General features: G+C 65.7%; 21 protein-coding genes. 10 read left to right on the top strand and 11 right to left on the bottom strand.

From position 1 onward, the window contains the following. Positions 1-13: 13 nt before the first annotated feature. Complete coding sequence (gene ptsP, locus CCOS865_RS26605; RefSeq protein WP_119146529.1) at positions 14-2,293, top strand: phosphoenolpyruvate--protein phosphotransferase; 2,280 nt, start codon at positions 14-16, stop codon at positions 2,291-2,293. A gap of 103 nt (positions 2,294-2,396) precedes the next feature. On the opposite strand, the gene CCOS865_RS26610 is transcribed toward ptsP, so the two are convergent. Then, entirely contained in the window at positions 2,397-3,143 is a 747-nt protein-coding gene (locus CCOS865_RS26610) for an NRDE family protein (RefSeq protein WP_119146531.1), read from the bottom strand. A gap of 152 nt (positions 3,144-3,295) precedes the next feature. Between CCOS865_RS26610 and CCOS865_RS26615 the strand changes: the two genes are divergently transcribed. From CCOS865_RS26615 to CCOS865_RS26625, 3 genes are read left to right on the top strand one after another with little or no spacing between them, the layout of a single operon-like run. Continuing rightward, on the top strand, positions 3,296-4,078 hold the full coding sequence (locus CCOS865_RS26615; RefSeq protein ID WP_119146533.1) for a sulfite exporter TauE/SafE family protein: 783 nt from the start codon (positions 3,296-3,298) through the stop codon (positions 4,076-4,078). Between the two features lie 16 nt (positions 4,079-4,094). Further along, entirely contained in the window at positions 4,095-4,904 is an 810-nt protein-coding gene (gene lgt, locus CCOS865_RS26620) for a prolipoprotein diacylglyceryl transferase (protein WP_119146535.1), read from the top strand. Positions 4,905-4,952: 48 nt separating this feature from the next. Beyond that, positions 4,953-5,924, top strand: coding sequence for a thymidylate synthase (locus CCOS865_RS26625; RefSeq protein WP_119146537.1), 972 nt, complete (start codon positions 4,953-4,955; stop codon positions 5,922-5,924). Between the two features lie 162 nt (positions 5,925-6,086). On the opposite strand, the gene cadR is transcribed toward CCOS865_RS26625, so the two are convergent. Continuing rightward, complete coding sequence (gene cadR, locus CCOS865_RS26630; protein ID WP_119146539.1) at positions 6,087-6,530, bottom strand: Cd(II)/Pb(II)-responsive transcriptional regulator; 444 nt, start codon at positions 6,528-6,530, stop codon at positions 6,087-6,089. 82 nt (positions 6,531-6,612) lie between these two features. On the opposite strand from cadR, the gene CCOS865_RS26635 reads away from it, so the two are divergent. After that, on the top strand, positions 6,613-8,859 hold the full coding sequence (locus CCOS865_RS26635; RefSeq protein ID WP_119146542.1) for a heavy metal translocating P-type ATPase: 2,247 nt from the start codon (positions 6,613-6,615) through the stop codon (positions 8,857-8,859). A gap of 24 nt (positions 8,860-8,883) precedes the next feature. On the opposite strand, the gene CCOS865_RS26640 is transcribed toward CCOS865_RS26635, so the two are convergent. Beyond that, positions 8,884-10,248 carry a GTPase/DUF3482 domain-containing protein gene (locus CCOS865_RS26640; protein WP_119146544.1) on the bottom strand — a complete coding sequence of 455 codons (1,365 nt, stop codon included), beginning with the start codon at positions 10,246-10,248 and terminating at the stop codon, positions 8,884-8,886. Next, a complete protein-coding gene (locus CCOS865_RS26645; RefSeq protein ID WP_119146546.1) occupies positions 10,241-11,632 on the bottom strand; it encodes a DUF2868 domain-containing protein in 1,392 nt (463 codons plus the stop codon). Before CCOS865_RS26645 ends, CCOS865_RS26640 begins: the two co-directional genes overlap by 8 nt. Positions 11,633-11,686: 54 nt before the next feature. Here CCOS865_RS26645 and CCOS865_RS26650 point away from each other — a divergent pair, with 54 nt between their 5' ends. Beyond that, positions 11,687-12,205, top strand: a complete 519-nt coding sequence (locus CCOS865_RS26650) for a dihydrofolate reductase (protein ID WP_119146548.1) — start codon at positions 11,687-11,689, stop codon at positions 12,203-12,205. A 32-nt stretch (positions 12,206-12,237) separates the two neighbouring features. Here the strand turns inward: CCOS865_RS26650 and CCOS865_RS26655 are convergent, their stop codons facing one another. The 3 genes from CCOS865_RS26655 to CCOS865_RS26665 form a co-directional block, all read right to left on the bottom strand. Beyond that, positions 12,238-13,629, bottom strand: a complete 1,392-nt coding sequence (locus CCOS865_RS26655) for an L-cystine transporter (RefSeq protein WP_119146550.1) — start codon at positions 13,627-13,629, stop codon at positions 12,238-12,240. A gap of 205 nt (positions 13,630-13,834) precedes the next feature. Then, positions 13,835-15,676: a dihydroxy-acid dehydratase gene (ilvD, locus tag CCOS865_RS26660; RefSeq protein WP_119146552.1), complete on the bottom strand. Its 1,842-nt coding sequence runs from the start codon at positions 15,674-15,676 to the stop codon at positions 13,835-13,837. Between the two features lie 353 nt (positions 15,677-16,029). Continuing rightward, positions 16,030-17,226, bottom strand: coding sequence for a class I SAM-dependent rRNA methyltransferase (locus tag CCOS865_RS26665; RefSeq protein ID WP_119146554.1), 1,197 nt, complete (start codon positions 17,224-17,226; stop codon positions 16,030-16,032). Positions 17,227-17,464: 238 nt separating this feature from the next. Here CCOS865_RS26665 and CCOS865_RS26670 point away from each other — a divergent pair, with 238 nt between their 5' ends. Both CCOS865_RS26670 and mutM read left to right on the top strand, forming a co-directional pair. Further along, positions 17,465-18,283, top strand: a complete 819-nt coding sequence (locus CCOS865_RS26670) for an HDOD domain-containing protein (protein ID WP_208644573.1) — start codon at positions 17,465-17,467, stop codon at positions 18,281-18,283. Positions 18,284-18,286: 3 nt separating this feature from the next. Beyond that, positions 18,287-19,099: a bifunctional DNA-formamidopyrimidine glycosylase/DNA-(apurinic or apyrimidinic site) lyase gene (mutM, locus tag CCOS865_RS26675; RefSeq protein WP_119146557.1), complete on the top strand. Its 813-nt coding sequence runs from the start codon at positions 18,287-18,289 to the stop codon at positions 19,097-19,099. Between the two features lie 33 nt (positions 19,100-19,132). Here the strand turns inward: mutM and CCOS865_RS26680 are convergent, their stop codons facing one another. The 3 genes from CCOS865_RS26680 to CCOS865_RS26690 all read right to left on the bottom strand — a co-directional run bounded on the left by CCOS865_RS26680 (position 19,133) and on the right by CCOS865_RS26690 (position 21,543). Continuing rightward, the gene (locus CCOS865_RS26680) at positions 19,133-19,384 is read right to left on the bottom strand and encodes a YfhL family 4Fe-4S dicluster ferredoxin (RefSeq protein ID WP_078739590.1); all 252 of its coding nucleotides are present in this window, start codon (positions 19,382-19,384) and stop codon (positions 19,133-19,135) included. Between the two features lie 110 nt (positions 19,385-19,494). Continuing rightward, on the bottom strand, positions 19,495-19,974 hold the full coding sequence (coaD, locus tag CCOS865_RS26685) for a pantetheine-phosphate adenylyltransferase (RefSeq protein WP_119146559.1): 480 nt from the start codon (positions 19,972-19,974) through the stop codon (positions 19,495-19,497). Between the two features lie 138 nt (positions 19,975-20,112). Then, positions 20,113-21,543, bottom strand: a complete 1,431-nt coding sequence (locus CCOS865_RS26690) for a coniferyl aldehyde dehydrogenase (protein ID WP_119146561.1) — start codon at positions 21,541-21,543, stop codon at positions 20,113-20,115. Between the two features lie 148 nt (positions 21,544-21,691). Between CCOS865_RS26690 and CCOS865_RS26695 the strand changes: the two genes are divergently transcribed. Together CCOS865_RS26695 and CCOS865_RS26700 are read left to right on the top strand one after the other, a co-directional pair. Continuing rightward, positions 21,692-22,357 carry a TetR/AcrR family transcriptional regulator gene (locus CCOS865_RS26695; protein ID WP_119146564.1) on the top strand — a complete coding sequence of 222 codons (666 nt, stop codon included), beginning with the start codon at positions 21,692-21,694 and terminating at the stop codon, positions 22,355-22,357. 34 nt (positions 22,358-22,391) lie between these two features. Next, positions 22,392-23,246: a sulfurtransferase gene (locus tag CCOS865_RS26700; RefSeq protein WP_119146566.1), complete on the top strand. Its 855-nt coding sequence runs from the start codon at positions 22,392-22,394 to the stop codon at positions 23,244-23,246. An 18-nt stretch (positions 23,247-23,264) separates the two neighbouring features. Here the strand turns inward: CCOS865_RS26700 and CCOS865_RS26705 are convergent, their stop codons facing one another. Next, the gene (locus CCOS865_RS26705) at positions 23,265-24,257 is read right to left on the bottom strand and encodes a hydrolase (RefSeq protein WP_119146568.1); all 993 of its coding nucleotides are present in this window, start codon (positions 24,255-24,257) and stop codon (positions 23,265-23,267) included. Positions 24,258-24,278 lie beyond the last annotated feature (21 nt).

The following is a 24,278-nucleotide window of genomic DNA, read 5'->3' on the forward strand; positions in this document are numbered from 1 at the left end:
TCGACCCCGAGCCATGCTCAATACGCTGCGCAAGATCGTCCAGGAAGTGAACTCCGCCAAAGATCTCAAGACGGCGTTGGGGATCATTGTCTTGCGCGTCAAGGAGGCCATGGGCAGCCAGGTCTGCTCGGTCTACCTGCTCGACCCGGAAACCAACCGCTTCGTGCTGATGGCCTCCGAGGGCCTCAACAAGCGTTCCATCGGCAAAGTCAGCATGGCCCCCAACGAGGGCCTGGTCGGCCTGGTCGGCACGCGCGAAGAGCCGCTGAACCTGGAAAACGCCGCCGATCACCCGCGTTATCGCTACTTCGCCGAAACCGGTGAAGAACGCTTTGCCTCGTTCCTCGGTGCGCCGATCATCCACCACCGTCGCGTGGTCGGGGTGCTGGTCATCCAGCAGAAAGAGCGCCGCCAGTTCGACGAGGGTGAAGAAGCCTTCCTGGTGACCATGAGCGCCCAGCTCGCCGGGGTTATCGCCCACGCCGAGGCCACCGGGTCGATTCGTGGCCTGGGCCGCCAGGGCAAGGGCATCCAGGAAGCGCGCTTCGTCGGTGTGCCGGGCTCGCCGGGCGCCGCAGTCGGGCGGGCGGTGGTCATGCTGCCGCCGGCCGACCTGGAAGTGGTGCCGGAAAAGACCGTCGACGACATCGACGCCGAACTGAAACTGTTCAACAACGCCCTCGAAGGCGTGCGCGCCGACATGCGCAAGCTGTCGGCCAAGCTCGCCACCCAACTGCGCCCGGAAGAGCGCGCGCTGTTCGACGTGTACCTGATGATGCTCGAAGACGCCGCCCTGGGTGGCGAAGTGGTCGAAGTCATCAAGACCGGCCAGTGGGCCCAGGGCGCGCTGCGCCAGGTGGTCGGCGAGCACGTCAATCGCTTCGAACTGATGGACGACGATTACCTGCGCGAGCGCGCCTCCGACGTCAAGGACCTCGGCCGGCGCCTGCTGGCGTACCTGCAGGAAGCCCGCTCGCAGACCCTGGTCTACGCCGAAAACACCATTCTGGTCAGTGAAGAGCTGACCCCGGCGATGCTCGGCGAAGTGCCCGAAGGCAAGCTGGCCGGCCTGGTTTCGGTACTCGGCTCGGGCAACTCGCACGTGGCGATCCTGGCCCGGGCGATGGGCATCCCGACCGTCATGGGCCTGGTCGACCTGCCGTATTCCAAGGTCGACGGCATCGAAATGATCGTCGACGGCTACAAGGGCGAGGTCTTCACCAACCCCAGCGACGTGCTGCGCAAGCAGTACAGCGAAGTGGTCGAAGAGGAGCGCGAGCTGGCCAAGGGCCTGGACGCGCTGCGCGAACTGCCGTGCGTGACCCCCGACGGCCACCGCATGCCGTTGTGGGTCAACACCGGCCTGCTCGCCGACGTCGCCCGCGCCCAGCAGCGTGGTGCCGAAGGCGTTGGCCTGTACCGCACCGAAGTGCCGTTCATGATCCAGCAGCGCTTCCCCAGCGAAAAAGAACAGCTGGCGATCTACCGCGAGCAGCTGGCGGCGTTCCACCCGTTGCCGGTGACCATGCGCACCCTGGACATCGGCGGTGACAAGGCGCTGTCGTACTTCCCGATCAAGGAAGAAAACCCGTTTCTGGGCTGGCGCGGTATCCGCGTCACCCTCGACCACCCGGAAATCTTCCTGGTGCAGACCCGCGCCATGCTCAAGGCCAGCGAAGGCCTGAACAACCTGCGCATCCTGTTGCCGATGATCTCTGGCATCCACGAGCTGGAAGAGGCCCTGCACCTGATCCATCGCGCCTGGGGCGAGGTGCGCGACGAAGGCACCGACGTACCGATGCCGCCAGTGGGGGTGATGGTCGAGATCCCGGCGGCGGTGTACCAGACCAAGGAGCTGGCGCGCCAGGTGGACTTCCTCTCGGTCGGCTCCAACGACCTGACCCAGTACCTGCTGGCGGTCGACCGCAACAACCCGCGGGTAGCCGACCTTTACGACTACCTGCACCCGGCAGTGCTGCAGGCGGTGCAGACGGTGGTCCGCGATGCGCATGCCGAAGGTAAGCCGGTGAGTATCTGCGGCGAGATGGCCGGTGACCCGGCGGCGGCGATCCTGTTGATGGCGATGGGTTTCGACAGCCTGTCGATGAACGCCACCAACTTGCCGAAGGTGAAGTGGATGCTGCGTCAGATCAACATGAGCAAGGCCAAGGAATTGCTCGCCGATGCCATGAGCCACGACAACCCGCAGGTTATCCACAGCTCGCTGCAGTTGGCCCTGAAGAACCTGGGGCTGGCACGGATGATCGGGCCAGGGGCCAACAAGACCCTCTGAGGTCGTTGCTGGCTGTACGGGCCTCATCGCGGGCAAGCCCGCTCCTACAGGAAGGTCGCGTACTACTGTAGGAGCGGGCTTGCCCGCGATAAGGCCGGTAGGCTCAAACCAAGAGTTCAACCTCCCCCAGATGCCCACCAAACGGCCCAAAGCTGCGCTCTACCATCCGCCGCCGCCCCTGCTTATCCACAATCAGCACCGTACTCGCCCGCGTGCCATAGTTCTGGCTGGCAATAAACGCACTGGACAACAACCGCTCGGTCGCCAAACCGACCCCGGTCTCTGGCAGCTGCGCATCAGGTGCCGGCTGGGCATCGCCCAATAGCCCCAGCAACCGCTGCGGCTGCGGATCATCGAGCAGTTGCTGCAACCCTGCGCGGGTCTTCAGCAGCTTCGGCCAGGGCGTATCCAGCCCCGCATTGGACAGCCCGTACACCCCAGCCTCGAGCAGCCGCGGCGCCGCCTCGCGGGCATGCACGAAGCCCAGTTGCTCGCCGTCGCCCACCAGCAGGTTGAACCCCGAATACTGCGCACTGTGGCTGGCGACCTGATCCAGGTACGCCTCGACCCCAAGCGCTCCGCGCAGATACGCCGCCACCAGCTCGCCGCGCGAGCGTGACCCCAGCGCCTGCCCGGGCTCACGAATATTGGTCAGCGCGGCGAAGCGCCCACCTGGCCCAAGCCCCAGCCACGTGCCGCCGGCTTCCAGGTCGCGCCCGGCATAGACACCGGGCGCGTCGTCCCAGGCCGCGAGCGCCTGGGTCGGTCGAGCGTAGAACTCATCACGGTTGGCCGCGACGATCAGCGGCAGGGCATGCCCCGGCCGCCAGGCAAAAACGATCAGGCACATAGCGTGGCCTCGGTGGTTTGCCTCACTCTACTCACTGGGCGGCGCTTGATCCATCCTGTCACAGTGTTCACCGCTGCCTGTCGTAGAGTTCACTAGAGCCGCGACCCCGGCTTCCGTTACCATGCCGGATTGAATTGTCTCGGGGTCGACGAATGGAGTTCGTACTCTACCTGCTGTTGGGAGCCTGCGCCGGGGTACTGGCCGGGCTGTTCGGTGTGGGCGGCGGGATCATCATCGTGCCGGTGCTGGTGTTCAGCTTCACCTTGCAGGGCTTCGACCCCAGCGTGCTGACCCACCTGGCGGTCGGTACCTCGCTGGCGACCATCGTCTTCACCTCGATCAACGCCATCCGCGAGCACCACCGCAAGGGCGCCGTGCAGTGGCCGATCTTTGCCTGGATGACCCTCGGCATCCTCATCGGGGCCGGCATCGGCGCCAAGACCGCGTCGCTGATCCAGGGCCCGATGCTGCAGAAGATCATCGGCGTGTTCGCCCTGGTGATCGCCGCGCAGATGGCCCTGGACCTGAAACCCAAGGCCAGCCGTGGGGTCCCCGGTAAACCGGCACTGACCGGCGCCGGCGTGGTGATCGGTTGGGCGTCGGCGATCTTCGGCATCGGCGGCGGCTCGCTGACCGTGCCCTTCCTGACCTGGCGCAGCCTGCCCATGCAGCAGGCGGTGGCAACCTCGTCGGCCTGCGGCCTGCCGATCGCCCTGGCCAGCGCCCTGAGTTTCATGCTGCTGGGCTGGCACGAGGCGCAGTTGCCCGCGCACAGCCTTGGCTATGTCTATCTACCGGCGCTGCTCGGCATTGCCTTGACCAGCATGTTCTTCGCCCGCTACGGCGCGCGGCTGGCACACCGGCTGTCGCCGCGCCTGCTCAAACGTCTGTTTGCCGCGCTGCTGTTCTGCGTTGGCCTCAGCTTCCTGATTTGAACCGAGAGGAACCCTAATGCTGCCTTACCCGCAGATCGACCCCGTGGCCCTGGCCCTCGGGCCGCTGAAAATTCACTGGTACGGCCTGATGTACCTGATCGGCATCGGCGGTGCCTGGCTGATGGCCTCGCGCCGGCTGAACCGCTTCGATCCCACGTGGAGCCGCGAGAAGCTCTCCGACCTGGTGTTCTGGCTGTCGATGGGGGTCATTGTCGGCGGGCGGCTGGGCTATGTGCTGTTCTATGACCTGCACGCCTATCTGGCCAACCCGGCGTTGATCTTCGAAGTGTGGAAAGGCGGCATGTCGTTCCATGGCGGCTTCATCGGCGTGATGCTCGCGGCGCTGTGGTTCGGCAAGCGCAACAACAAGTCGTTCTTCGAGCTGATGGACTTCGTCGCGCCGCTGGTGCCGATCGGCCTGGGCGCCGGGCGGATTGGCAACTTCATCAATGCCGAGCTGTGGGGCAAGGCTACCGATGTGCCGTGGGCGATGGTCTTCCCGCCGTTCAGCGACCCGGCCCAGCTGCCGCGTCACCCGTCGCAGTTGTATCAGTTCGCCCTCGAAGGTGTGGCATTATTCCTGATCCTCTGGCTGTACTCGCGCAAGCCGCGCCCGACCATGGCCGTCTCCGGCATGTTCGCGCTGTTCTACGGCATCTTCCGCTTCATCGTGGAGTTCGTGCGGGTGCCCGATGCCCAGCTTGGCTACATTGCCTTCGGCTGGTTGACCATGGGGCAGTTGCTCTGCGTGCCGATGATCGCCGCGGGCGTGTTCCTGATCTGGTTGGCCTACAACCGTAAACCCACGGCCAAGGCCGCCGTCTGATTTCCACGGCAGGGGCGATCCCCCTGCCGTTCTTGTTACAGGTAAGCCATGAAACAGTATCTAGATCTGGTCCGCGACGTTATCGAAAACGGCACCCTGCAGGGCAACCGCACCGGCATCCGCACCATCAGCCTGCCGGGCGCCATGTTGCGCTTCGACCTGCAGAAGGGCTTCCCGGCCATCACCACCCGCAAGCTGGCGTTCAAGTCGGCGATCGGCGAGATGGTCGGCTTTCTGCGTGGGGTGAAAAACGCCGGCGAGTTCCGCGAGCTGGGCTGCAAGGTCTGGGACCAGAACGCCAACGAAAACGCCCAGTGGCTGGCCAACCCGTTCCGCCAGGGGCATGACGACCTGGGCGAGATCTACGGCGTGCAATGGCGTCAGTGGCCAGGCTACAAGCGTGTGCCGCTGAGCAACCCGGCGGCCATCGAGATGGCTGAGCAGCAGGGTTTTCGCAAGATCGCCCAGGACGAGGAAGACGGCCAGGCGTTCGTCGTCCTGTACAAGGCCATCGACCAGGTGCGCCAGTGCCTGGATACCATCGCCAACGATCCGGGCAGCCGGCGCATCCTGTTCCACGGCTGGAACTGCGCCCAGCTTGACGAGATGGCCCTGCCGCCGTGCCACTTGCTGTACCAGTTCCACCCGAATGTCGAGACCAAGGAAATTTCCCTGACACTCTACATCCGCTCCAACGACCTGGGCCTGGGGACGCCGTTCAACCTTACCGAAGGCGCCGCGCTGCTGTCGCTGTTCGGTCGCCTGACCGGCTACACGCCGCGCTGGTTCACCTATTTCATCGGCGATGCGCATGTCTACGAGAACCACCTCGACATGCTCAACGAGCAGCTCAAGCGCGAACCGCTGGAGGCGCCGAAGCTGGTGATCAGTGACCGCGTGCCGGACTTCGCCAAGACCGGCAAGTACGAGCCGGAGTGGCTGGAGAAGATCGAGCCGAGTGACTTCAGCCTGGAAGGGTATGAGCACCATGCGCCGCTGACGGCGCCGATGGCGGTCTGATCCACAATTGCTGGGGCTGCTTCGCAGCCCTTTCGCGACACAAGGCCGCTCCCACAGGTACAGTGCAAGCCTCAACTACGGCGCTGTACTTGTGGGAGCGGCCTTGCCGGGGCGCCGGACCGGTCGGAAAGGGGCGCAAAGCGCCCCCAGCGCTGTCATTGACTAATGCCCATGGCTGCGCCCCACATGTGAATGCTCGGTTTCCGGCACGGATACCGCCCCGTTCACCTCCAACTGCTGCAAGATCGCGCACTCGGCCCCCGGTGCCGTGCAGCGTTGGCGCAATTCCACCAACTGCGCCTGCAACGCCATCAACCCGTCGATACGTGCCTGCACGTGCTCGATATGCTCATCGACCAACGCATTGACGCTGCCACATTGCCCCTCGGGGCTGTCGCGCAGGCGCAGCAGGCTGCGGATCTCGTCCAGGGTCATGTCCAGCGTGCGGCAGTTGCGGATGAAGGTCAGGCGCTCGACGTGGGCCTGGGTGTAGAGCCGGTAGTTGCCCTCGCTGCGGGCTGGCTCGGGCAGCAGTTGCTCACGCTCGTAGTAGCGCACGGTCTCGACGGCGCAGTCGGTGGCCTTGGCCAGTTCTCCGATCTTCATGACGAATCTCCCACAGGTGGCTTGACCCTATAGTGGCTACAGGGTGTTCACTTGGCAACAGGCTCACTTTAAGGATGAACCCATGTACCAGCCTGTCCGCCCCGAGAAGCACCACGACCACGTCCATAGTCACGCCAAGGATCATGGCGACCACGAGACTCACGCCCACAGCTGCTGCGGCTCTGCTGCGGCGCCTGCCCTGGTGAACCTGACTGAAACCGCCAGCAGCGATGCCCAGCTCAGCCGTTTTCGCATCCAGGCCATGGACTGCCCGACCGAGCAGACCCTGATCCAGGACAAGCTGGGGAAGATGGCCGGCATCGAGCAGCTCGAGTTCAACCTGATCAACCGGGTGCTGGGCGTGCGCCACACGCTGGCGGGCACGGCTGAGATCGAGCAAGCCATCGACAGCCTGGGCATGCACGCCGAACCGATCAGTGACGACGATGCCGGGGCTGCGGTGGCCGCTACAAAGACCCGCTGGTGGCCGCTGGCGCTGTCCGCGGTCGCGGCAATTGCCGCCGAAGTCGTGCACTTCAGTGGCGTGGCACCGGAGTGGCTGGTGGCTGCGCTGGCCTTGGCGGCCATCCTCGGTTGCGGCCTGGGCACCTACAAGAAGGGCTGGATCGCCCTGAAGAACCGCAACCTCAATATCAACGCGCTGATGAGCATCGCCGTGACCGGTGCGGTGCTGATCGGGCAGTGGCCGGAAGCGGCCATGGTCATGGTCTTGTTCACCGTCGCCGAGCTGATCGAGGCGCGCTCGCTGGACCGCGCACGCAATGCGATCGGCAGCTTGATGCAGCTCAGCCCGGACATGGCCACCGTGCAGCAGGCGGATGGCCAGTGGCGCGAACTCGAGGTCCGTGCCGTGGCGATGGGTACCCGGGTGCGGGTGCGTCCCGGCGAGCGCATCGGCCTGGACGGCGAAGTGCTGGCGGGGCAATCGAGTGTCGATCAGGCACCGATCACCGGCGAAAGCCTGCCGGTCGAGAAAGTGATCGGCGACAAATTGTTCGCCGGCACCATCAACCAGGAAGGTGCGCTGGAGTACCAGGTCACGGCTCTGGCGGGGCAGTCGACCCTGGCCCGGATCATCAAGGCGGTGGAAGAAGCCCAGGGCGCTCGCGCGCCCACCCAGCGCTTCGTCGACCGCTTCTCGCGGATCTACACCCCGGTGGTGTTCGCCCTGGCCCTGGCCGTGGCGATCCTGCCGCCGCTGTTCATGGCCGGCGCCTGGTTCGACTGGATCTACCGCGCGCTGGTCCTGCTGGTGGTGGCATGCCCCTGCGCGCTGGTGATATCCACCCCGGTGACCATCGTCAGTGGCCTCGCCGCCGCTGCCCGCAAAGGCATTCTGATCAAGGGCGGCGTCTATCTCGAGGGCGGTCGAAAACTCGACTTCCTGGCGTTGGACAAGACCGGCACGATTACCCACGGCAAGCCGGTGCAGACCGACTTCGTGGCCCTCGATGCACGGTTCGAAGGCCGCGCCCAGGCGCTGGCTGCCAGCCTGGGGGGGCGCTCCGACCACCCTGTTTCGCGGGCAATTGCCCAGTTTGCCGAGACCCAGCAACTGGCTCTCAGTGACGTCAGTGACTTCGCCGCCCTGGCCGGCCGTGGTGTGCGTGGTGAGATCGACGGCGTGCAGTATCACCTGGGCAACCATCGCCTGGTCGAGGAACTGGGGCTGTGCTCGCCGCAACTGGAAGCCCGCCTTGACGCCCTGGAGCGCCAGGGGAAGACGGTGGTGCTGTTACTCGACCACAGCGGCCCGCTGGCGCTGTTCGCCGTGGCCGACACGATCAAGGACAGCAGCCGCGAGGCCATCGCCGAGCTGCATGCGCTGGGCATCAAGACGGTCATGCTGACCGGTGACAATCCGCACACCGCCCAGGCCATCGCCGCCCAGGTCGGTATCGACCGGGCCGAGGGCAACCTGCTGCCAGGCGACAAGCTCAAGGCCATCGAGGCGCTGTACGCCGAAGGTCATCGGGTCGGCATGGTCGGCGACGGCATCAACGACGCGCCCGCCCTGGCACGCGCCGAGATCGGCTTCGCCATGGCCGCCGCAGGCACCGACACCGCCATCGAAACCGCGGACGTTGCGCTGATGGACGACGACCTGCGCAAGATCCCGGCGTTCGTCAGGCTGTCGCGGCAAAGCGCGGCGATCCTCACCCAGAACATCGTCCTGGCGCTGGGGATCAAGGCGATTTTCCTGGCGATCACCTTTGCCGGCATGGCCACCCTGTGGATGGCGGTGTTCGCAGACATGGGCGTGAGCCTGCTGGTGGTCTTCAACGGCCTGCGCCTGCTGCGCAGGTAGCAGCGGCAGGCTGAAGCGTGCCGCTTAGAGCTGACGGAGCAGCTGTTCCAGCTGCTCCTGCCGCTCGGCCGCATTCAGCCGCGCTCCTGGGTTCAGCGACGACCACTGCGGGTGCGCCCGGGCCTTGCCCAGCGCTTCGGGCAACTTGCCCTCGCGCCAGGCTTTTTCATCCGCTGGGGCCAGGCGAATGCTGTCCTGCGCCGCATGCCCGCGGCTTTCCAGCGCCTGCACCAGTTGCTGCTGACGCAGTGCCAGCAACCGCAGCACGTGGTCATCCACCGTCAGCTCACGCTGGCCCTTCAGCTTGCCCAGCAACCGCGAGCCATAGTTGCGCGCGGTCTGCAGCGCGCCACCGGCAATTGCCCCCGCGAGGGCTGCGGCGCCAAGGGTCAGGCCACCCACCAGCAGGTCGACACCGGCCCCAGCGGCGGCACCGGCGGCGACCCCGCTGCCCAGCCGCACACCCAGCAGCTTCAAGGTTTCGGGGTTGAACAGGTCATCCCCCCAGCGGCCATCCAGCAACGGCAAGTCGCCTGCATTGGCGTCTTCGCGGCGGAACCCATACAGCTTGAGCAGTGCCTCGACGCAACGCTGCTCACGTTGCCGCACCTCCTGGCGCAGGCCCTCGACGGCCTTGGCTTCGGCCGCAGGCTCGGCCTCGACGCTGCGGCGGCAGGCGGCGCAGTCGAGCAGCAGCTCGGCGATCAGACGCTTGGCGCTGTGCTGGCGGGCCAGGCGCTGGGCCTGCTGGTCGTCGATCAAGCGCTGCAACGCCGGGCGCGCATCTTCCAACAGCAGGGCGAGGCTTTCGTACAAGCGCCGCTCGCCGTCCTCGGGCGGGGCGACGCTGTCGAACCGCACCAGCGCATGCAGGCCAAGCCGGGCCAGGGCTTCGCGCCATTCGGGCTCGCGGTGCTGGCTGCTGGCGACGAAGTTGAGCACCGGCAGCAGCGGCTTGCCGCAACTGGCCAGCACCTCCAGCTCATCGCGGTACTTGGCCAGCACCGGCTCGCGGGCGTCGATCACGTACAGCCCGGCGTTGCTCGCGAGTAACTGCCGCACCACCTTGGCCTCCTGTTCGAAGCGCTGACGTGCCTCGCTGCCTTGCAGAAAACGTTCGAGCCGGGCCGGGCCGTCGAGGCGTTCGCCCGGTCGCTCCAGGCGTTCGAGGTAGTCGAGCAGGGCGATCGCATCCTCCAGCCCCGGTGTGTCGTAGAGCTCAAGCAGCGGCTCGCCGTCGACCGACAAGCGGGCGCCTTCGACATGCCGGGTGGTGCTGGGGCGGTGCGACACCTCGCCAAAGCCGACGTCACGGGTCAGGGTGCGCAGCAGCGAGGTCTTGCCGACATTGGTGTGGCCGACCACGGCCAGTTTCAGCGGCTCAGTCATGGCCATGCTCCAGCCAGGTCAGCGGTGAGGTGTCGGCGTGGGGCAGGCCCAGGCGCTCGAGTGCTTCGTGCCAGTCGCCCAGGCGCGCGGCGTCCAGGGCCTGTCCGGGGACTGCCGGAAGCAGCCAGATCCGCGTGGCACCGGCATTGCGTGCCAGCTCGGCGAGCAGCGCCAGGCTGCCGCGGTCCGGCGAACGCCGTGGGTCGCAGGCGATGGCCAGGCGTGCCGGCGGGAAGCGGCTGAGTTGTTCGAGCAATTTGTTGCGTGATTCGCGGCTGTCGAGGATCCCGGCGTTGGTCACGGTGCTCGGCAGGGCCGGAGGCCAGGGTCGCTGATCGTCCAGCTCGAGGCCGACCAGCAAGGCGCCGCTGGCGCCGGCTTCCAACTGGCCGGGCTGAAACTGCGGCAGCGCCTGGGGCGCCGGGTCCTGTACGCCCAGCCGCTCACTGCGCGGCATCAGGGCCTCACGCAGTGGCGCATAGCCCGGCAGGCTCAGGTCCAGGCTCAGGCGCTCGCGGCCTTGGCGCCAGCGCCACAGGCACAGCGTCGCCAGCAGCAGGCGCGGCAGCAGGCCATACACCAGCACCACGCCGAGCAGCCAGCTGGCCCAGGCCTGCCGGGCCAGGTCGAGGGCCGGCAGGGTATCGCCGCTGGCGCGGATCATCGCCTCGTCGGGGACACTGAAACCGAGCAGCGAGGGCAGGGCGCCCAGGGCGTGGGTGAGGCGGATGAACGGTTCGGCGGCGAGCAGGGTGGTTTCCCAGACAAAGCCGTAGCGGCGGGTGGCGAGCAGGGCCAGGAGCATGCCCAGCGCGGTGATCATCGCCAGCAGCCACAGGCCGTGCACCAGGGCGCCCAACAGCCAGCGATCGAGGCGCTGGCGCTGCAGCAGCACGAGTAACGCCGGCGCCAGGTGCGCGGCCTTGGCATCCCGCGCAAAACGCTCGCTCAGCCACAGCCATAGCCGGCCTAGCACGGCGCCTTGCTCGGCGGCGGTGATCAGGCTGGCCGCCCAGCCGAGCAGCATCAGCAGGTTCAGCCCGAGCAGGCTGCCCAGCGCCCAGAACACATTCACCGGCCGCTGGCCGTCGCCCAGCGCGGCCAGGCCCAGGCCCGCGCCACTGAGCACGGCGAACAGCATCAGGCCTATCAAGGCCAGGCGCGCGCCCTGCTTCCAGTGGCGCAACGCCTCGCCCATGCCATCGCGTTCGGCCAGCCACAACGCACGGTGTTCGATGCGTGTCGCCAGGTCGCCGCCCTGCTGGCGGGCGCGGCGGTTGGCTTCCTGGTCTTCGAGGGGGCCGGCGTGTTCTTCACGCAGGCGCACCGCTTCGGTGAGCCAGTGCTTGTCCAGTTGGGTCGGTGCAGTCACAAGGTCGTCCATTGCACAGGTCAGGGCACAAGCTTAACCCAGGCGGGGTTTGCTATCCTCGCCGACATGAATACATCACTCCCCCTCAGCCTGATCGCGGCGTGCGCCGAGAACCGCGTGATTGGCATCGACAACTCCATGCCCTGGCACCTGCCGGGGGACTTCAAATACTTCAAGGCCACCACCCTGGGCAAGCCGATCATCATGGGTCGCAAGACCTGGGATTCGCTTGGCCGGCCGCTGCCGGGGCGCTTGAACATCGTCGTCAGCCGCCAGCCGGGTTTGCAGCTGGAGGGCGCCGAGGTGTTCGCCTCGCTGCAGCAGGCGCTGGCCCGCGCCGAGCAGTGGGCGCGTGAGCAGGGCGTCGACGAGCTGATGCTGATCGGCGGGGCGCAGCTGTATGCGCTGGCGCTGGAACAGGGGCTGGTGAGCCGCATGTACCTGACCCGGGTCGAGCTGTCGCCGCAGGGCGATGCCTGGTTCCCTGAGTTCGACGAGGGCCAGTGGCAGCTGGCGTCCTCCGACCCGCAGCCGAGCGAGGGCGACAAGCCGGCGTACCACTTCGAGGTCTGGGACAAGGCGTGAGCTTTTGGGGCCGCAAGGCGGCCCCAACCTTCTCAGGTATGGCTCAACTCAGCATGCTCATCACCGGCCAGCACAGCCTGGTCGGTCTCCTTGAGCAATTGACTGGTGACTACCCCGGCGGTCATCGAACCGTTCACGTTCAACGCCGTACGGCCCATGTCGATCAGTGGCTCCACCGAGATCAGCAGCGCCACCAGTTCTACCGGCAAGCCCATGGCCGGCAGCACGATCAGCGCGGCAAAGGTCGCACCGCCACCCACCCCGGCGACCCCCGCCGAGCTCAGCGTGACGATCGCCACCAGGGTAGCGATCCACAGCGGGTCGAAGGTGTCGATCCCCACGGCCGGGGCCACCATCACCGCCAGCATCGCCGGGTACAGGCCGGCGCAGCCGTTCTGGCCGATGGTTGCGCCAAACGAGGCACTGAAGCTGGCGATCGACTGCGGCACGCCCAGGCGGCGGGTCTGTGCCTCGATGTTCAGCGGGATGCTGGCCGCGCTGGAGCGGCTGGTGAAGGCAAACGTGAGCACTGGCCAGACCTTGCGCAGGAAGCGCAGCGGGTTGACCCCGGTGGCCGCGAGGATCAGCCCGTGGACCACGAACATCAGCCCCAGGCCGATGTACGAAACCACCACGAAGCTGCCCAGCTTGAGGATGTCTTCAAGGTTGGAGCTGGCCACTACCTTGGTCATCAAGGCCAGCACGCCATACGGGGTGAGCTTCATCACCAGGCGCACCAGGCGCATCACCCAGGCTTGCAGGGTGTCGATGGCCGACAGCGCGCGCTCGCCCTTGTCCTGGTCGTCCTTGATCAGCTGCAACGCCGCCAGGCCGACGAACACGGCAAAGATCACCACGCTGATGATCGAGGTCGGTTTGGCCCGCGCCAGGTCGCCGACCGGGTTGCTGGGGATGAACGACAGCAGCAGCTGCGGGATATTCAGGTCCGCCACCTTGCCGGCGTAGTCGGTCTGGATCGCCTGCAGCCGCGCCGCCTCCGGGATGCCCGCCACCAGGCCTTCGGCACTGAGGCCGAAGAGGTTGGTCAGGACGATCCCGATCAGCGCGGCGATGGCGGTGGTCAGCAGCAGCGTACCGATGCTCAGCACGCTGATGCGGCCCAGCGCGGAGGCGTTGTGCAGGCGCGCCACGGCGCTGAGGATCGAGGCGAAGATCAGCGGCATGACGATCATCTGCAACAGGCCGACGTAGCCGTTGCCGACCAGGTCGAGCCAGCCGATGGTGGCCTTGAGCACCGGGTGGCCGGCGCCGTAGACCGTGTGCAGGACCAGGCCGAAGAGCACGCCAAGGGCGAGGCCGAGCAGGACTTTCTTGGCCAGGCTCCAGTCGGTGCGGCGGGTTTGCGCCAGGCCCAGCAACAGCGCCAGAAACGCCAGCAGGTTGAGTGACAACGGCAGGTTCATTGAAGCTCCAGAATCGAATACAAAGCGTCGCGTCTGTGCGCGATAGCGAACGCAAATGCTAACAGGCCGAAAACAAACGAATTTATATCCAAATGGAATGTGCTTAGATCTCGATGGAATAACGCTTTGAGGGTAGTCTTCTGGCCCTGACAGGCATAAAAAAACCGGCGCTCTGGGCGCCGGTTTTTTCACTGCTCGCTAAGCCTTACAGCCCGTCGAGCATCGCCTTGTTACGCACGGCACCCTTGTCGGCACTGGTCGCCAGCAGGGCATAGGCCTTGAGCGCGGTGGTCACCTTGCGCGGACGCACTTCGACCGGCTTCCAGCCTTTCTTGTCCTGCTCGATGCGCCGCTGAGCCAGCTCTTCATCGCTGACCAGCAGGTTGATCGAGCGGTTAGGGATGTCGATCAGCACCTTGTCGCCGTCCTGCACCAGGCCGATGGCGCCGCCAGCGGCGGCCTCAGGCGAGGCGTGGCCGATCGACAGGCCCGAGGTACCGCCCGAGAAGCGGCCGTCGGTGAGCAGGGCGCAGGCCTTGCCCAGGCCCTTGGACTTCAGGTACGAGGTCGGGTAGAGCATTTCCTGCATGCCCGGGCCGCCTTTCGGGCCTTCGTAGCGGATGATGACGATATCGCCCGCTTTGACTTCGTCGGCGAGGATGCCGCGCACGGCGCTGTCCTGGCTCTCGAAGATCTTCGCGTTGCCTTCGAACACGTGGATCGACTCGTCGACCCCGGCGGTCTTCACCACACAGCCGTCGAGGGCGATGTTGCCGTACAGCACGGCCAGGCCGCCTTCTTGCGAGTAGGCATGCTCGAAGCTGCGGATGCAGCCGTTTTCACGGTCGGCGTCGAGGGTTTCCCAACGGGTCGACTGGCTGAATGCGGTCTGCGTCGGGATACCTGCCGGGCCGGCCTTGAAGAAGGTGTGCACGGCTTCATCGTCGGTCTGGGTGATGTCCCACTTGGCGATGGCTTCTTCCATGCTGCGGCTGTGCACGGTCGGCAGGTCGGTGTGCAGCAGGCCGCCACGGGCCAGCGAACCGAGGATGCTGAAGATGCCGCCGGCGCGGTGGACGTCTTCCATGTGGTACTTCTGGATGTTCGGCGCGACCTTGCACAGCTGCGGCACCACGCGCGACAGGCGATCGATGTCGCGCAGGTCGAAGGCGATCTCGGCTTCCTGGGCGGCGGCCAGCAGGTGCAGGATGGTGTTGGTCGAACCGCCCATGGCGATGTCGAGCATCATGGCGTTCTCGAACGCCTTGAAGTTGGCGATGTTGCGCGGCAGCACCGACTCGTCGTTTTCGCCGTAGTAGCGTTTGCACAGCTCGACGATGGTCCGCCCGGCGGTGAGGAACAGCTGCTCGCGGTCGGAGTGGGTGGCCAGGGTCGAACCGTTGCCCGGCAGGGCCAGGCCCAGGGCCTCGGTCAGGCAGTTCATCGAGTTGGCGGTGAACATCCCGGAGCACGAGCCACAGGTCGGGCAGGCGCTGCGCTCGTACTCGGCGACCTTCTCGTCGCTGGCGCTGGCGTCGGCGGCGATGACCATCGCGTCGACCAGGTCGAGGCCGTGGCTGGCCAGCTTGGTCTTGCCGGCTTCCATCGGGCCGCCGGAGACGAAGATCACCGGGATGTTCAGGCGCAGGGCGGCCATCAGCATGCCAGGGGTGATCTTGTCGCAGTTGGAGATGCACACGATGGCATCGGCGCAGTGCGCGTTGACCATGTACTCGACGGCGTCGGCGATGATCTCGCGGCTCGGCAACGAATAGAGCATGCCGTCGTGGCCCATGGCGATGCCGTCATCGACCGCGATGGTGTTGAATTCCTTGGCCACGCCACCGGCGCGCTCGATTTCGCGGGCGACCAGCTGGCCCAGGTCCTTCAGGTGCACATGCCCCGGGACGAACTGGGTGAACGAGTTGGCGATGGCAATGATCGGTTTCTTGAAGTCGTCGTCCTTCATGCCGGTCGCGCGCCACAGGGCACGGGCACCGGCCATGTTGCGGCCGTGGGTCGAAGTCTTGGAACGATAATCAGGCATGAAGCACTCCTGGCGGCTGAATCAGGTCACTAAAAAGGGGAGTGAGCTTCTCTTGTCCTTTGCACCCAAGGCCGGTTGCCACTGGTACGGATGAGGCCGAACTCACTGCGGGATCGCCGCAGGCTCGGCCAGAGCTCATAAACCCGCCGGGGGATGTCTGGCGATGAATAGGCCGATTCTACACCGCTGGCGCTGTGAAGGAATGACGATGTGCCAGGTGGGGGCCGGCCGTGACCTGGCCGAAGTGTCGGAGGCGATGTCTGAGTCGCCGCAGTAGGCGATTTTTCCTGCTGATAGCGGAGTCGAGCCTGAGCGTGGGCCGCACGGGGGCCCACGCTCCTCGGCTGGCTGAATCAGCTGTTAGGCAGCAACCGGCAGGTGATGCTCTTGATGTAGCGGGTCTCGGCAATGGCAGGGTGCACCGGATGGTCCGGGCCCTGGCCGCCACGCTCGAGCAGCTGCAGGTTGCGGTCCAGGTGACGGGCGCTGGTCAGCAGGATGCCGTTCAGGTCGTCTTCGGGCAGGTGCATCGAGCACGATGCGCTGACCAGGATGCCGTCCTTGTTGAGCAGGCGCATGGCCTGTTCGTTGAGGCGGCGGTAAGCGGCCTCGCCGTTTTTCAGGTCCTTCTTGCGCTTGATGAAGGCGGGTGGGTCGGCAATGATCACGTCGAAGCGCTCTTCAGCCGCCTTCAGCTCACGCAGGGCCTCGAACACGTCGCCTTCGATGCAGGTGACTTTCTCGCTGATGCCGTTCAGTGCCGCGTTGCGCTCGACGCCATCGAGGGCGAAGCTCGAGGCATCCACGCAGAACACTTCGCTGGCGCCGAACGCGCCGGCCTGCACACCCCAGCCACCGATGTAGCTGAACAGGTCGAGTACGCGCTTGCCCTTGGCGTAGGGTGCCAGGCGTGCGCGGTTCATGCGGTGGTCGTAGAACCAGCCGGTCTTCTGCCCTTCGCGTACCGGGGCTTCGAACTTCACGCCGTTTTCTTCCAGGGCAACCCAGTCCGGCACTTCACCGTAAACGGTCTCGACGTAGCGCTGCAGGCCTTCGGCATCACGCGCGGCGGAGTCGTTCTTGAACAGGATGCCGCTCGGCTTGAGCACCTGGATCAGCGCCGCGATGACGTCGTCCTTGTGCTGTTCCATGGTCGCCGAGGCCAGCTGGACCACCAGGATGTCGAAGAAACGGTCGACCACCAGGCCTGGCAGCAGGTCGGAGTCGCCGTACACCAGGCGGTAGCAAGGCTTGTCGAACAGGCGCTCGCGCAGCGACAGGGCGACGTTCAGGCGGTGCACCAGCAACGACTTGTCCAGCGGCAGCTTGATGTCACGCGACAGCAGGCGGGCGCAGATCAGGTTGTTCGGGCTCAGTGCGACGATGCCCAGAGGTTTGCCATTGGCCGCCTCGAGGATCGCCTGCTGGCCGGCTTGCAGGCCTTGCAGCGGGGTCGCGGCGACATCGACTTCGTTGCTGTAGACCCACAGGTGGCCGGCGCGCAGACGGCGATCGGCATTGGCTTTGAGGCGTAGGCTGGGCAGGGACATGACGTCGCTCCGGAAAAAAGAGCGGGAGTATAGCGTGTTGGCCCTGGGTTCGGCGTGGGGCACGACAAAGCGTAGCGCCTCTTGCAGGCACTTCGCGGCCGTTCAGGCGCCGTTATTGAGCGCGCGGTTGCGGCCGTGGCGGAGGACGGGGTTAGAATTGCCTGTCATCAGCGAGTGTGTACTCATGTCCCAGGAACTCAGCCCCGAACAGATCCAACAAGCCTTGCAAGGCATTACCATCCCGCCGCAGCCGCAGATCATGGTCGATCTGCAGTTCGAGCAGTACATGCCCGACCCGGACCTGGAGACCATCGCCAAGCTGATCGCCCAGGACCCGGGCCTCTCGGGCGCCCTGCTGAAACTGGTCAATTCGCCACAGTTCGGCCTGTCCAACAAGATCGGCTCGATCCAGCGCGCGGTCAACCTGATGGGCAGCCGTTCGATCATCAACCTGATCAACGCCCAGTCGATCAAGGGCGAGATGAGCGACGAGACCATCGTCACCCTCAACCGCTTCTGGGACACCGCCCAGGACGTCGCCATGACTTGCCTGACCCTGGCCAAGCGCACTGGCCTGCAGGCGGCGGACGAGGCCTATACCCTCGGCCTGTTCCACGATTGCGGCGTGCCGCTGATGCTCAAGCGCTTCCCCAACTACATGCAGGTGCTGGAGGAGGCCTACGCCGAGGCGGATGACCAGACACGGGTGGTCGATACCGAGAACCGCGCGTTCAACACCAACCATTCGGTGGTCGGCTACTTCACCGCCAAATCGTGGCGTCTGCCGGAGCACATCAGTGCGGCCATCGCCAACCACCACAACGCCTTGGCGGTGTTCCGCGACCAGTCCTCCGGCAACACCCAGACGCAGCTTAAAAACCTGTTGGCGGTGCTGAAGATGGCCGAGCACATCTGCGCGTCCTATCGCGTGCTGGGCAACCAGGCGGTCGACCACGAGTGGGATGCGGTCGCCCCCTTGGTGCTGGATTACATCGGGCTGTCGGAGTACGACTTCGAGAACCTCAAACAAACCCTTCGCGAACTGGGCGGACACTGACCAATGCCTGAACTCCCCGAGGTCGAAACCACCCGGCGCGGGATCGCGCCCTATCTCGAAGGCCAGCGGGTCAGCCGCGTGGTGGTGCGTGAGCGGCGCCTGCGCTGGCCGATCCCCGAAGACCTGGATGTGCGCCTGTCGGGCCAGCGCATCGTCAGCGTGCAGCGGCGGGCCAAGTACCTGTTGATCAATGCCGAGGTGGGGACGCTGATCAGCCACCTGGGGATGTCGGGCAACCTGCGCCTGGTCGAAGCAGGGCTGTCGGCGTCGCGCCATGAGCATGTGGACATCGAGCTGGAGTCGGGGCTGGCGCTGCGCTACACCGACCCTCGGCGTTTTGGCGCGATGCTCTGGTCGCTGGACCCGCTGAACCACGAGCTGTTGCTGCGGCTGGGGCCGGAGCCGCTGACCGACCTGTTCGAAGGCGACCGCTTGTTCACCCTCTCGCGGGGCCGCACGATGGCGGTCAAACCGTTCATCATGGACAACGCCGTGGTGGTCGGGGTCGGCAATATCTATGCGACCGAAGCGCTGTTTGCGGCCGGTATCGACCCGCGGCGCGAAGCCGGGGGGATCTCCCGGGCGCGGTACCTGAAGCTGGCGCTGGAGATCAAGCGGGTGCTGGCGGCGGCCATCGAGCGGGGCGGCACGACGCTGCGCGATTTTATCGGCGGCGATGGGCAGCCGGGGTATTTCCAGCAGGAGCTGTTTGTCTATGGGCGTGGCGGCATGCCCTGCAAGGTCTGCGGCACGCCGTTGCGCGAGCTCAAGCTCGGCCAGCGCGCGAGCGTCTACTGCCCCCGTTGCCAGCGCTGAGGCGGGGATCCAGGGGGCGCACGACGCAGGGCGCTAGGCTTTGCCGGTGATCAGGCGGTACTTGGCCATCAGCTGCTCTTCGGATTCCGGGTGGGCTTCATCCAGGGGGATGCAGTCGACCGGGCAGACCTGCTGGCACTGCGGCTCGTCGTAGTGGCCCACGCACTGGGTGCACAGGTTCGGGTCGATCACGTAGATCTCTTCGCCTTGCGAGATGGCGGCGTTCGGGCACTCGGGTTCGCAGACGTCGCAGTTGATGCAATCGTCGGTGATGATCAGGGACATGGGGGCTCCGGCCGGGGCTCTGGGCCCGGGCATGTTTCATACCTAATGGGCACAATTGTGCCGCAATCGCGCCCGCAGTGCACGCGGGCGCGATGATCAGGCAGCGATGATCACTTCTTGAAGCGTTCGGTGAGGGCCTCGGCCACCACCGGATGGACGAACTTGGTGATGTCGCCGCCCAGTGCCGCAATCTCTCTGACCAGGGTCGAGGAGATAAACGAATAGCGCTCCGAAGGCGTCAGGAACAGGCTCTCGACGTCCGGCGCGAGCTGGCGGTTCATGTTCGCCAGCTGGAACTCGTACTCGAAGTCCGAGACCGCACGCAGGCCCCGCAGGAACACGTTGGCACCCTGTTCCTTGGCGAAATGCGCCAGCAGGCTGGAGAAGCCGATGACTTCGACATTGGGCAGGTGCTTGGTGACCTCACGGGCCAGCGCCACCCGTTGTTCCAGCGGGAACAGCGGATTCTTCTTGGGGCTGGCCGCCACTGCGATGATCACATGATCGAACAGGCGCGAAGCGCGCTCGACCAGGTCGCCATGGCCCTTGGTAATGGGGTCGAAAGTACCCGGGTACAACACTCGGTTCATCGCGTCATCCTGGCTGGAGTGCGTTGGGGAGTCGGATGGTAGCGCAGCGACTGCGCCCGGCCAAGTCGCACGGCCTGACGAAGGCACTATAGACAGTGCGGGTATGCCTTGTCATGTGCCCGATCGCCGGCCCCTCGGTCAGCGGATGAACAGCTTGTACACCAGGCGCTGCAAGGCTTTGCCATACGGCGGGTAGATCAGCCGGGCCAGGTTGATGCGCTGCTTGGCCAGCACCGCCTTGGCCTTGCTGAACGTCAGGAAACCCTCATGGCCGTGGTAATGGCCCATGCCGGACGGCCCGATACCGCCAAATGGCAGGTCGTCCTGGGCCACCTGCAGCAGGGTGTCGTTCAGGCAGACCCCGCCGGAGTGGGTGTGATTGACCACGTAGGCCTGTTCGCTGCGGTCATAGCCGAAGAAGTACAGCGCCAGGGGGCGCGGGCGCTGGTTGATGTAGGCGAGGGCGCCTTCGAGGGTGTCGTAGGGCACCAGCGGCAGCAACGGGCCGAAGATCTCGTCCTGCATGACGTGCATGTCATCGCTCACATCGAGCAGCAGGTGCGGCGGCAACTGCCGCCCTTGACGTGCTTCTTCGGGGTACAGGTCGAGCACTTGCGCGCCCTTGTCGCCCGCGTCGGCCAGCAGTTGCTCCAGGCGCTGCAACTGGCGCGGGTTGATGATCGCGCTGTAGTCACGGTTGTCGGCAATGCGCGGATACAGGCGTCGGACGGCGCGCCGGTAGGCGTCGGCAAACGCGCCGACACGGTCGCGCGGCACCAGCACATAGTCGGGGGCGACGCAGGTCTGGCCGGCGTTCAGGGTCTTGCCGAAGGCGATGCGTTCGGCGGCGCTGTCCAGTGGCACGCCGGGCGAGACGATGGCCGGCGACTTGCCGCCCAGTTCCAGGGTCACCGGGGTCAGGTTATGCGCCGCCGCCAGCATCACCTGGCGGCCAACGCTGGTGGCCCCGGTGAACAGCAGGTGATCGAACGGCAGGCGGGCAAAAGCCTGGCCGACCTCGACGTCGCCAAGTACGACGCTGACCAGGTTTGCTGGAAACACCCGTTCCAGCAGGGCCTTGAGCGCCAGGCCGGTAGCGGGCGTGGCCTCACTGAGCTTGAGCATTACCCGGTTGCCGGCCGCCAGGGCGCAGGTCAGCGGGCCGATGGCGAGAAACACTGGGTAGTTCCACGGCACGATGATCCCCACCACCCCCAACGGCTGATACAGCACCTGGGCGCTGGCAGGCTGAAACGCCAGGCCGACCTGCCGGCGCGAAGGCCGCATCCAGCGCTGCAGCCGGCGCTCGGCATGGCGCAGGCCTTGCACCGCAGGCAGCAACTCGGCGAGCAGGGTCTCATCCGCGCTGCGCCCTGCGAAGTCCGCGTCGATCGCCTCGATCAACCCCTTCTGCTCGGCCAGCAACGCTTCGCGCAGGCTTTTCAGCCATTGCCGGCGCTGCGCGGCGGGGGGCATCGGGTTGCCGGCGAACGCCTGTCGCTGCAAGGCGAACGTCGCGTCCAGGTCGAGGTCGGAATACACAGAAGGCAGAGCGATGGACGACGTCATGAGGGCTCCGAGGGGCTGCAAAACCTCTAGAGCCTATACGATAAACAGTGCGTCCTGGCGCGGATTTTTCATCCTGCGGACAGCTGCCTGGCAGCCCGAAATAACCGTAAGATGCGTCTATCTAGAAGCCCGCAGACTGGAGCTGAGCATGGCCCCGCCCATCAAGACCCGTGAGCGTATCGTGCAGAACAGCCTGGAGCTGTTCAACCAGCAGGGCGAGCGCAGCGTCAGCACCAATCACATCGCCGCGCACATGGAAATTTCCCCCGGCAACCTCTACTACCACTTCGCCAACAAGCAGGCGATCATCGCCGTGCTGTTCAGCCAATATGAAGAGCTGGTCGACAGTTTTCTCCGTCCGCCCCAGGGCCGCGCCGCCACGGTCGAGGACAAACGCTTCTACCTCAAGGCGTTGCTGGCGGCGATGTGGAACTTCCGGTTCCTCCACCGCGACCTCGAACACCTGCTGGAAAGCGACCTCGAGCTGGCCGCCCGCTACCGGCGCTTCTCCCAGCGCTGCCTGCAGCAGGGCCAGGCGATCTACCGCGGCTTTGTCGATGCCGGCATCCTCGCCATGCAACCTGCGCAGATCGAATCGCTGACCATCAATGCCTGGATCGTGCTGACCTCGTGGGTGCGTTTTCTCAGCACCACCCGTGAGCATTCCGCGCACCTGGGCGAAGAAGCCTTCAAACGCGGGGTCTATCAGGTGCTGGTGCTGGAGCTCGGCTTTGTTACCGCCAGCGCCCGCACGGCGGTCGATGCCCTCTGCGAGGAATTCCACATACCCTTCAACCAGGCCCTGGAGCAGTAAGCCGGGGCCTTCGTGCAACCATCAGGAGACTGTCATGCCCCTTGCGCAATTGATCACCCCGCAGCAGCTGGCCGAGCAACTGGACGCGCCCGGCTGGGTGATCCTCGATTGTCGTTTTGCCCTGGAAGACGTGGACTATGGCCAACGCAGCTATGCCGAGGGGCATATCGCCGGGGCGCATTTTGCCGATCTGGAGCGCGACCTCAGCGGCAGGATCGTCAAAGGCCTCACCGGTCGCCATCCGCTTCCTGAGCCGCAGGGCCTGGTCGAGCGTCTGCGTGAATGGGGCGTGGACAACACCAGCCAGGTGGTGCTGTACGACGACGGTGCGGGTGCCTTCGCCGCCCGCGCCTGGTGGCTGCTGGCGTGGTTGGGCAAGCGCGATGGGGTGTTTATCCTCGACGGTGGGCTCAAGGCCTGGCACGCCGCTCAACTGCCGCTGAGCCTGGACCCTGCGCCCAAGCGTGAGGGCAGTTTCGACGGCGAGCCGGATGCCGACCTGCTGATCGATGCCGAGCAACTGCTCGGGCAATTGGGCGAACCGCAGATGACCCTGATCGACGCCCGCGGCTTGCCGCGTTTCCGTGGCGAGGTCGAACCGATCGACCCGATCGCGGGGCATATTCCGGGCGCCCAGTGCGCGGCGTTTACCGACAACCTGGGTGCCGATGGGCGCTTCCTCCCGGCTGACCAGCTCAAGCAGCGCTTTGCAGAGCAACTGGCGGGGCGAGCGCCAGAGGATCTGGTGGCGTATTGCGGCTCAGGCGTGACGGCCTGTCACAACCTGTTTGCCCTGGCGCTGGCAGGGTATCCCCTGGGCAAGCTGTATGCGGGCTCGTGGAGTGAGTGGATCATTGATCCGCACCATGGCGTGGCGACTGGCGACTGAGTACGTCTCAGCAGCCTCTCAACACCCCTCGACCAGCCACTGAGGAATCCTGCGCTCCAGGTAATACCCTGGCTTGCGCAGGCTGCCCTCGACAAACCCGACATGCCCGCCCCGCTGATGCAGCTCGAACTGGGTCTGTGGCGCCAGCTCGTCGGCGCTCGGCAAGCTGTGGCCAAACACGAACGGGTCGTCGCTGGCGTGGATGATCAGGGTCGGGGTGCGGTTCTCGCCCAGGTAATAGCGACTCGAAGCGCGTCGATAGTAGTCGTGGGCATCATTGAACCCATTCAGCGGTGCCGTGACCTTGCCGTCGAAATCCCAGAACGTGCGCAGGTTGCGCAAGGTGCCAAGACGCTCCAGTTGCGCCAGCCTGTCGTGATGCCCCTGATCGCGAAAATGGCGCTGCTTGTCCTGTACGTAGGCCAGCATCTCGCGCATGAAGTGCGCCTGGTAGACCTTGGAAAAACCCAGGCCGATACGGTCGGCGCACTGGTCCAGGCGAAACGGCACCGACACCGCCACGGCCGCTTGCAGCTGGCTGTCCAAGCCACTTTCGCCAAGGTACTTGAGCAGCACATTGCCGCCCAGTGAGTAACCCACGGCATACAACGGCGCCAGCGGGCGCTGGGCGCGCAGGTGGCGGATGATCTCTGCGAGGTCTTCGCTGGCGCCCGAGTGGTAGCTGCGGGCGAGCAGGTTCGGCTCGCCGGAGCAGCCGCGCCAGTTCACCGCGACGCTGGCCCAGCCGCGCACCTGCAAGGCGTGCTGCAGGCCTTTGACATAGGGCGAGCTGGAGGATCCGGTAAGGCCGTGCAGCACCACCACCAGCGGCGCGTCATGCACATGGGGACCATGCCAGTCGAGGTCGATGAAGTCGCCGTCGGCCAGCCAGACCCGCTCACGGTCGCGCTCAAGCGCTGGCGGCTTGCGCCAGAGCGGGCCCCACAAGGTTTGCAGGTGGGGATTGGCGAGGCCGATGGCCGGACGAAAACGGGCGGGGAGACTGGGCATGCTGGGCGACTCTTGATGTGC

Source organism: Pseudomonas reidholzensis, assembly GCF_900536025.1.
GTDB lineage: Bacteria > Pseudomonadota > Gammaproteobacteria > Pseudomonadales > Pseudomonadaceae > Aquipseudomonas > Aquipseudomonas reidholzensis.

Coding starts and splice junctions, on each gene's coding strand:
- ptsP (WP_119146529.1), top strand. CDS start 14: ATGCTCAATACGCTGCGCAAGATCGTCCAGGAAGTGAACTCCGCCAAA.
- CCOS865_RS26700 (WP_119146566.1), top strand. CDS start 22,392: ATGCCCCTTGCGCAATTGATCACCCCGCAGCAGCTGGCCGAGCAACTG.
- mutM (WP_119146557.1), top strand. CDS start 18,287: ATGCCTGAACTCCCCGAGGTCGAAACCACCCGGCGCGGGATCGCGCCC.
- CCOS865_RS26665 (WP_119146554.1), bottom strand. CDS start 17,226: ATGTCCCTGCCCAGCCTACGCCTCAAAGCCAATGCCGATCGCCGTCTG.
- CCOS865_RS26680 (WP_078739590.1), bottom strand. CDS start 19,384: ATGTCCCTGATCATCACCGACGATTGCATCAACTGCGACGTCTGCGAA.
- CCOS865_RS26615 (WP_119146533.1), top strand. CDS start 3,296: ATGGAGTTCGTACTCTACCTGCTGTTGGGAGCCTGCGCCGGGGTACTG.
- CCOS865_RS26690 (WP_119146561.1), bottom strand. CDS start 21,543: ATGACGTCGTCCATCGCTCTGCCTTCTGTGTATTCCGACCTCGACCTG.
- CCOS865_RS26705 (WP_119146568.1), bottom strand. CDS start 24,257: ATGCCCAGTCTCCCCGCCCGTTTTCGTCCGGCCATCGGCCTCGCCAAT.
- CCOS865_RS26640 (WP_119146544.1), bottom strand. CDS start 10,248: ATGACTGAGCCGCTGAAACTGGCCGTGGTCGGCCACACCAATGTCGGC.
- CCOS865_RS26610 (WP_119146531.1), bottom strand. CDS start 3,143: ATGTGCCTGATCGTTTTTGCCTGGCGGCCGGGGCATGCCCTGCCGCTG.
- CCOS865_RS26655 (WP_119146550.1), bottom strand. CDS start 13,629: ATGAACCTGCCGTTGTCACTCAACCTGCTGGCGTTTCTGGCGCTGTTG.
- ilvD (WP_119146552.1), bottom strand. CDS start 15,676: ATGCCTGATTATCGTTCCAAGACTTCGACCCACGGCCGCAACATGGCC.
- CCOS865_RS26650 (WP_119146548.1), top strand. CDS start 11,687: ATGAATACATCACTCCCCCTCAGCCTGATCGCGGCGTGCGCCGAGAAC.
- lgt (WP_119146535.1), top strand. CDS start 4,095: ATGCTGCCTTACCCGCAGATCGACCCCGTGGCCCTGGCCCTCGGGCCG.
- CCOS865_RS26645 (WP_119146546.1), bottom strand. CDS start 11,632: ATGGACGACCTTGTGACTGCACCGACCCAACTGGACAAGCACTGGCTC.
- CCOS865_RS26695 (WP_119146564.1), top strand. CDS start 21,692: ATGGCCCCGCCCATCAAGACCCGTGAGCGTATCGTGCAGAACAGCCTG.
- CCOS865_RS26625 (WP_119146537.1), top strand. CDS start 4,953: ATGAAACAGTATCTAGATCTGGTCCGCGACGTTATCGAAAACGGCACC.
- CCOS865_RS26635 (WP_119146542.1), top strand. CDS start 6,613: ATGTACCAGCCTGTCCGCCCCGAGAAGCACCACGACCACGTCCATAGT.
- coaD (WP_119146559.1), bottom strand. CDS start 19,974: ATGAACCGAGTGTTGTACCCGGGTACTTTCGACCCCATTACCAAGGGC.
- cadR (WP_119146539.1), bottom strand. CDS start 6,530: ATGAAGATCGGAGAACTGGCCAAGGCCACCGACTGCGCCGTCGAGACC.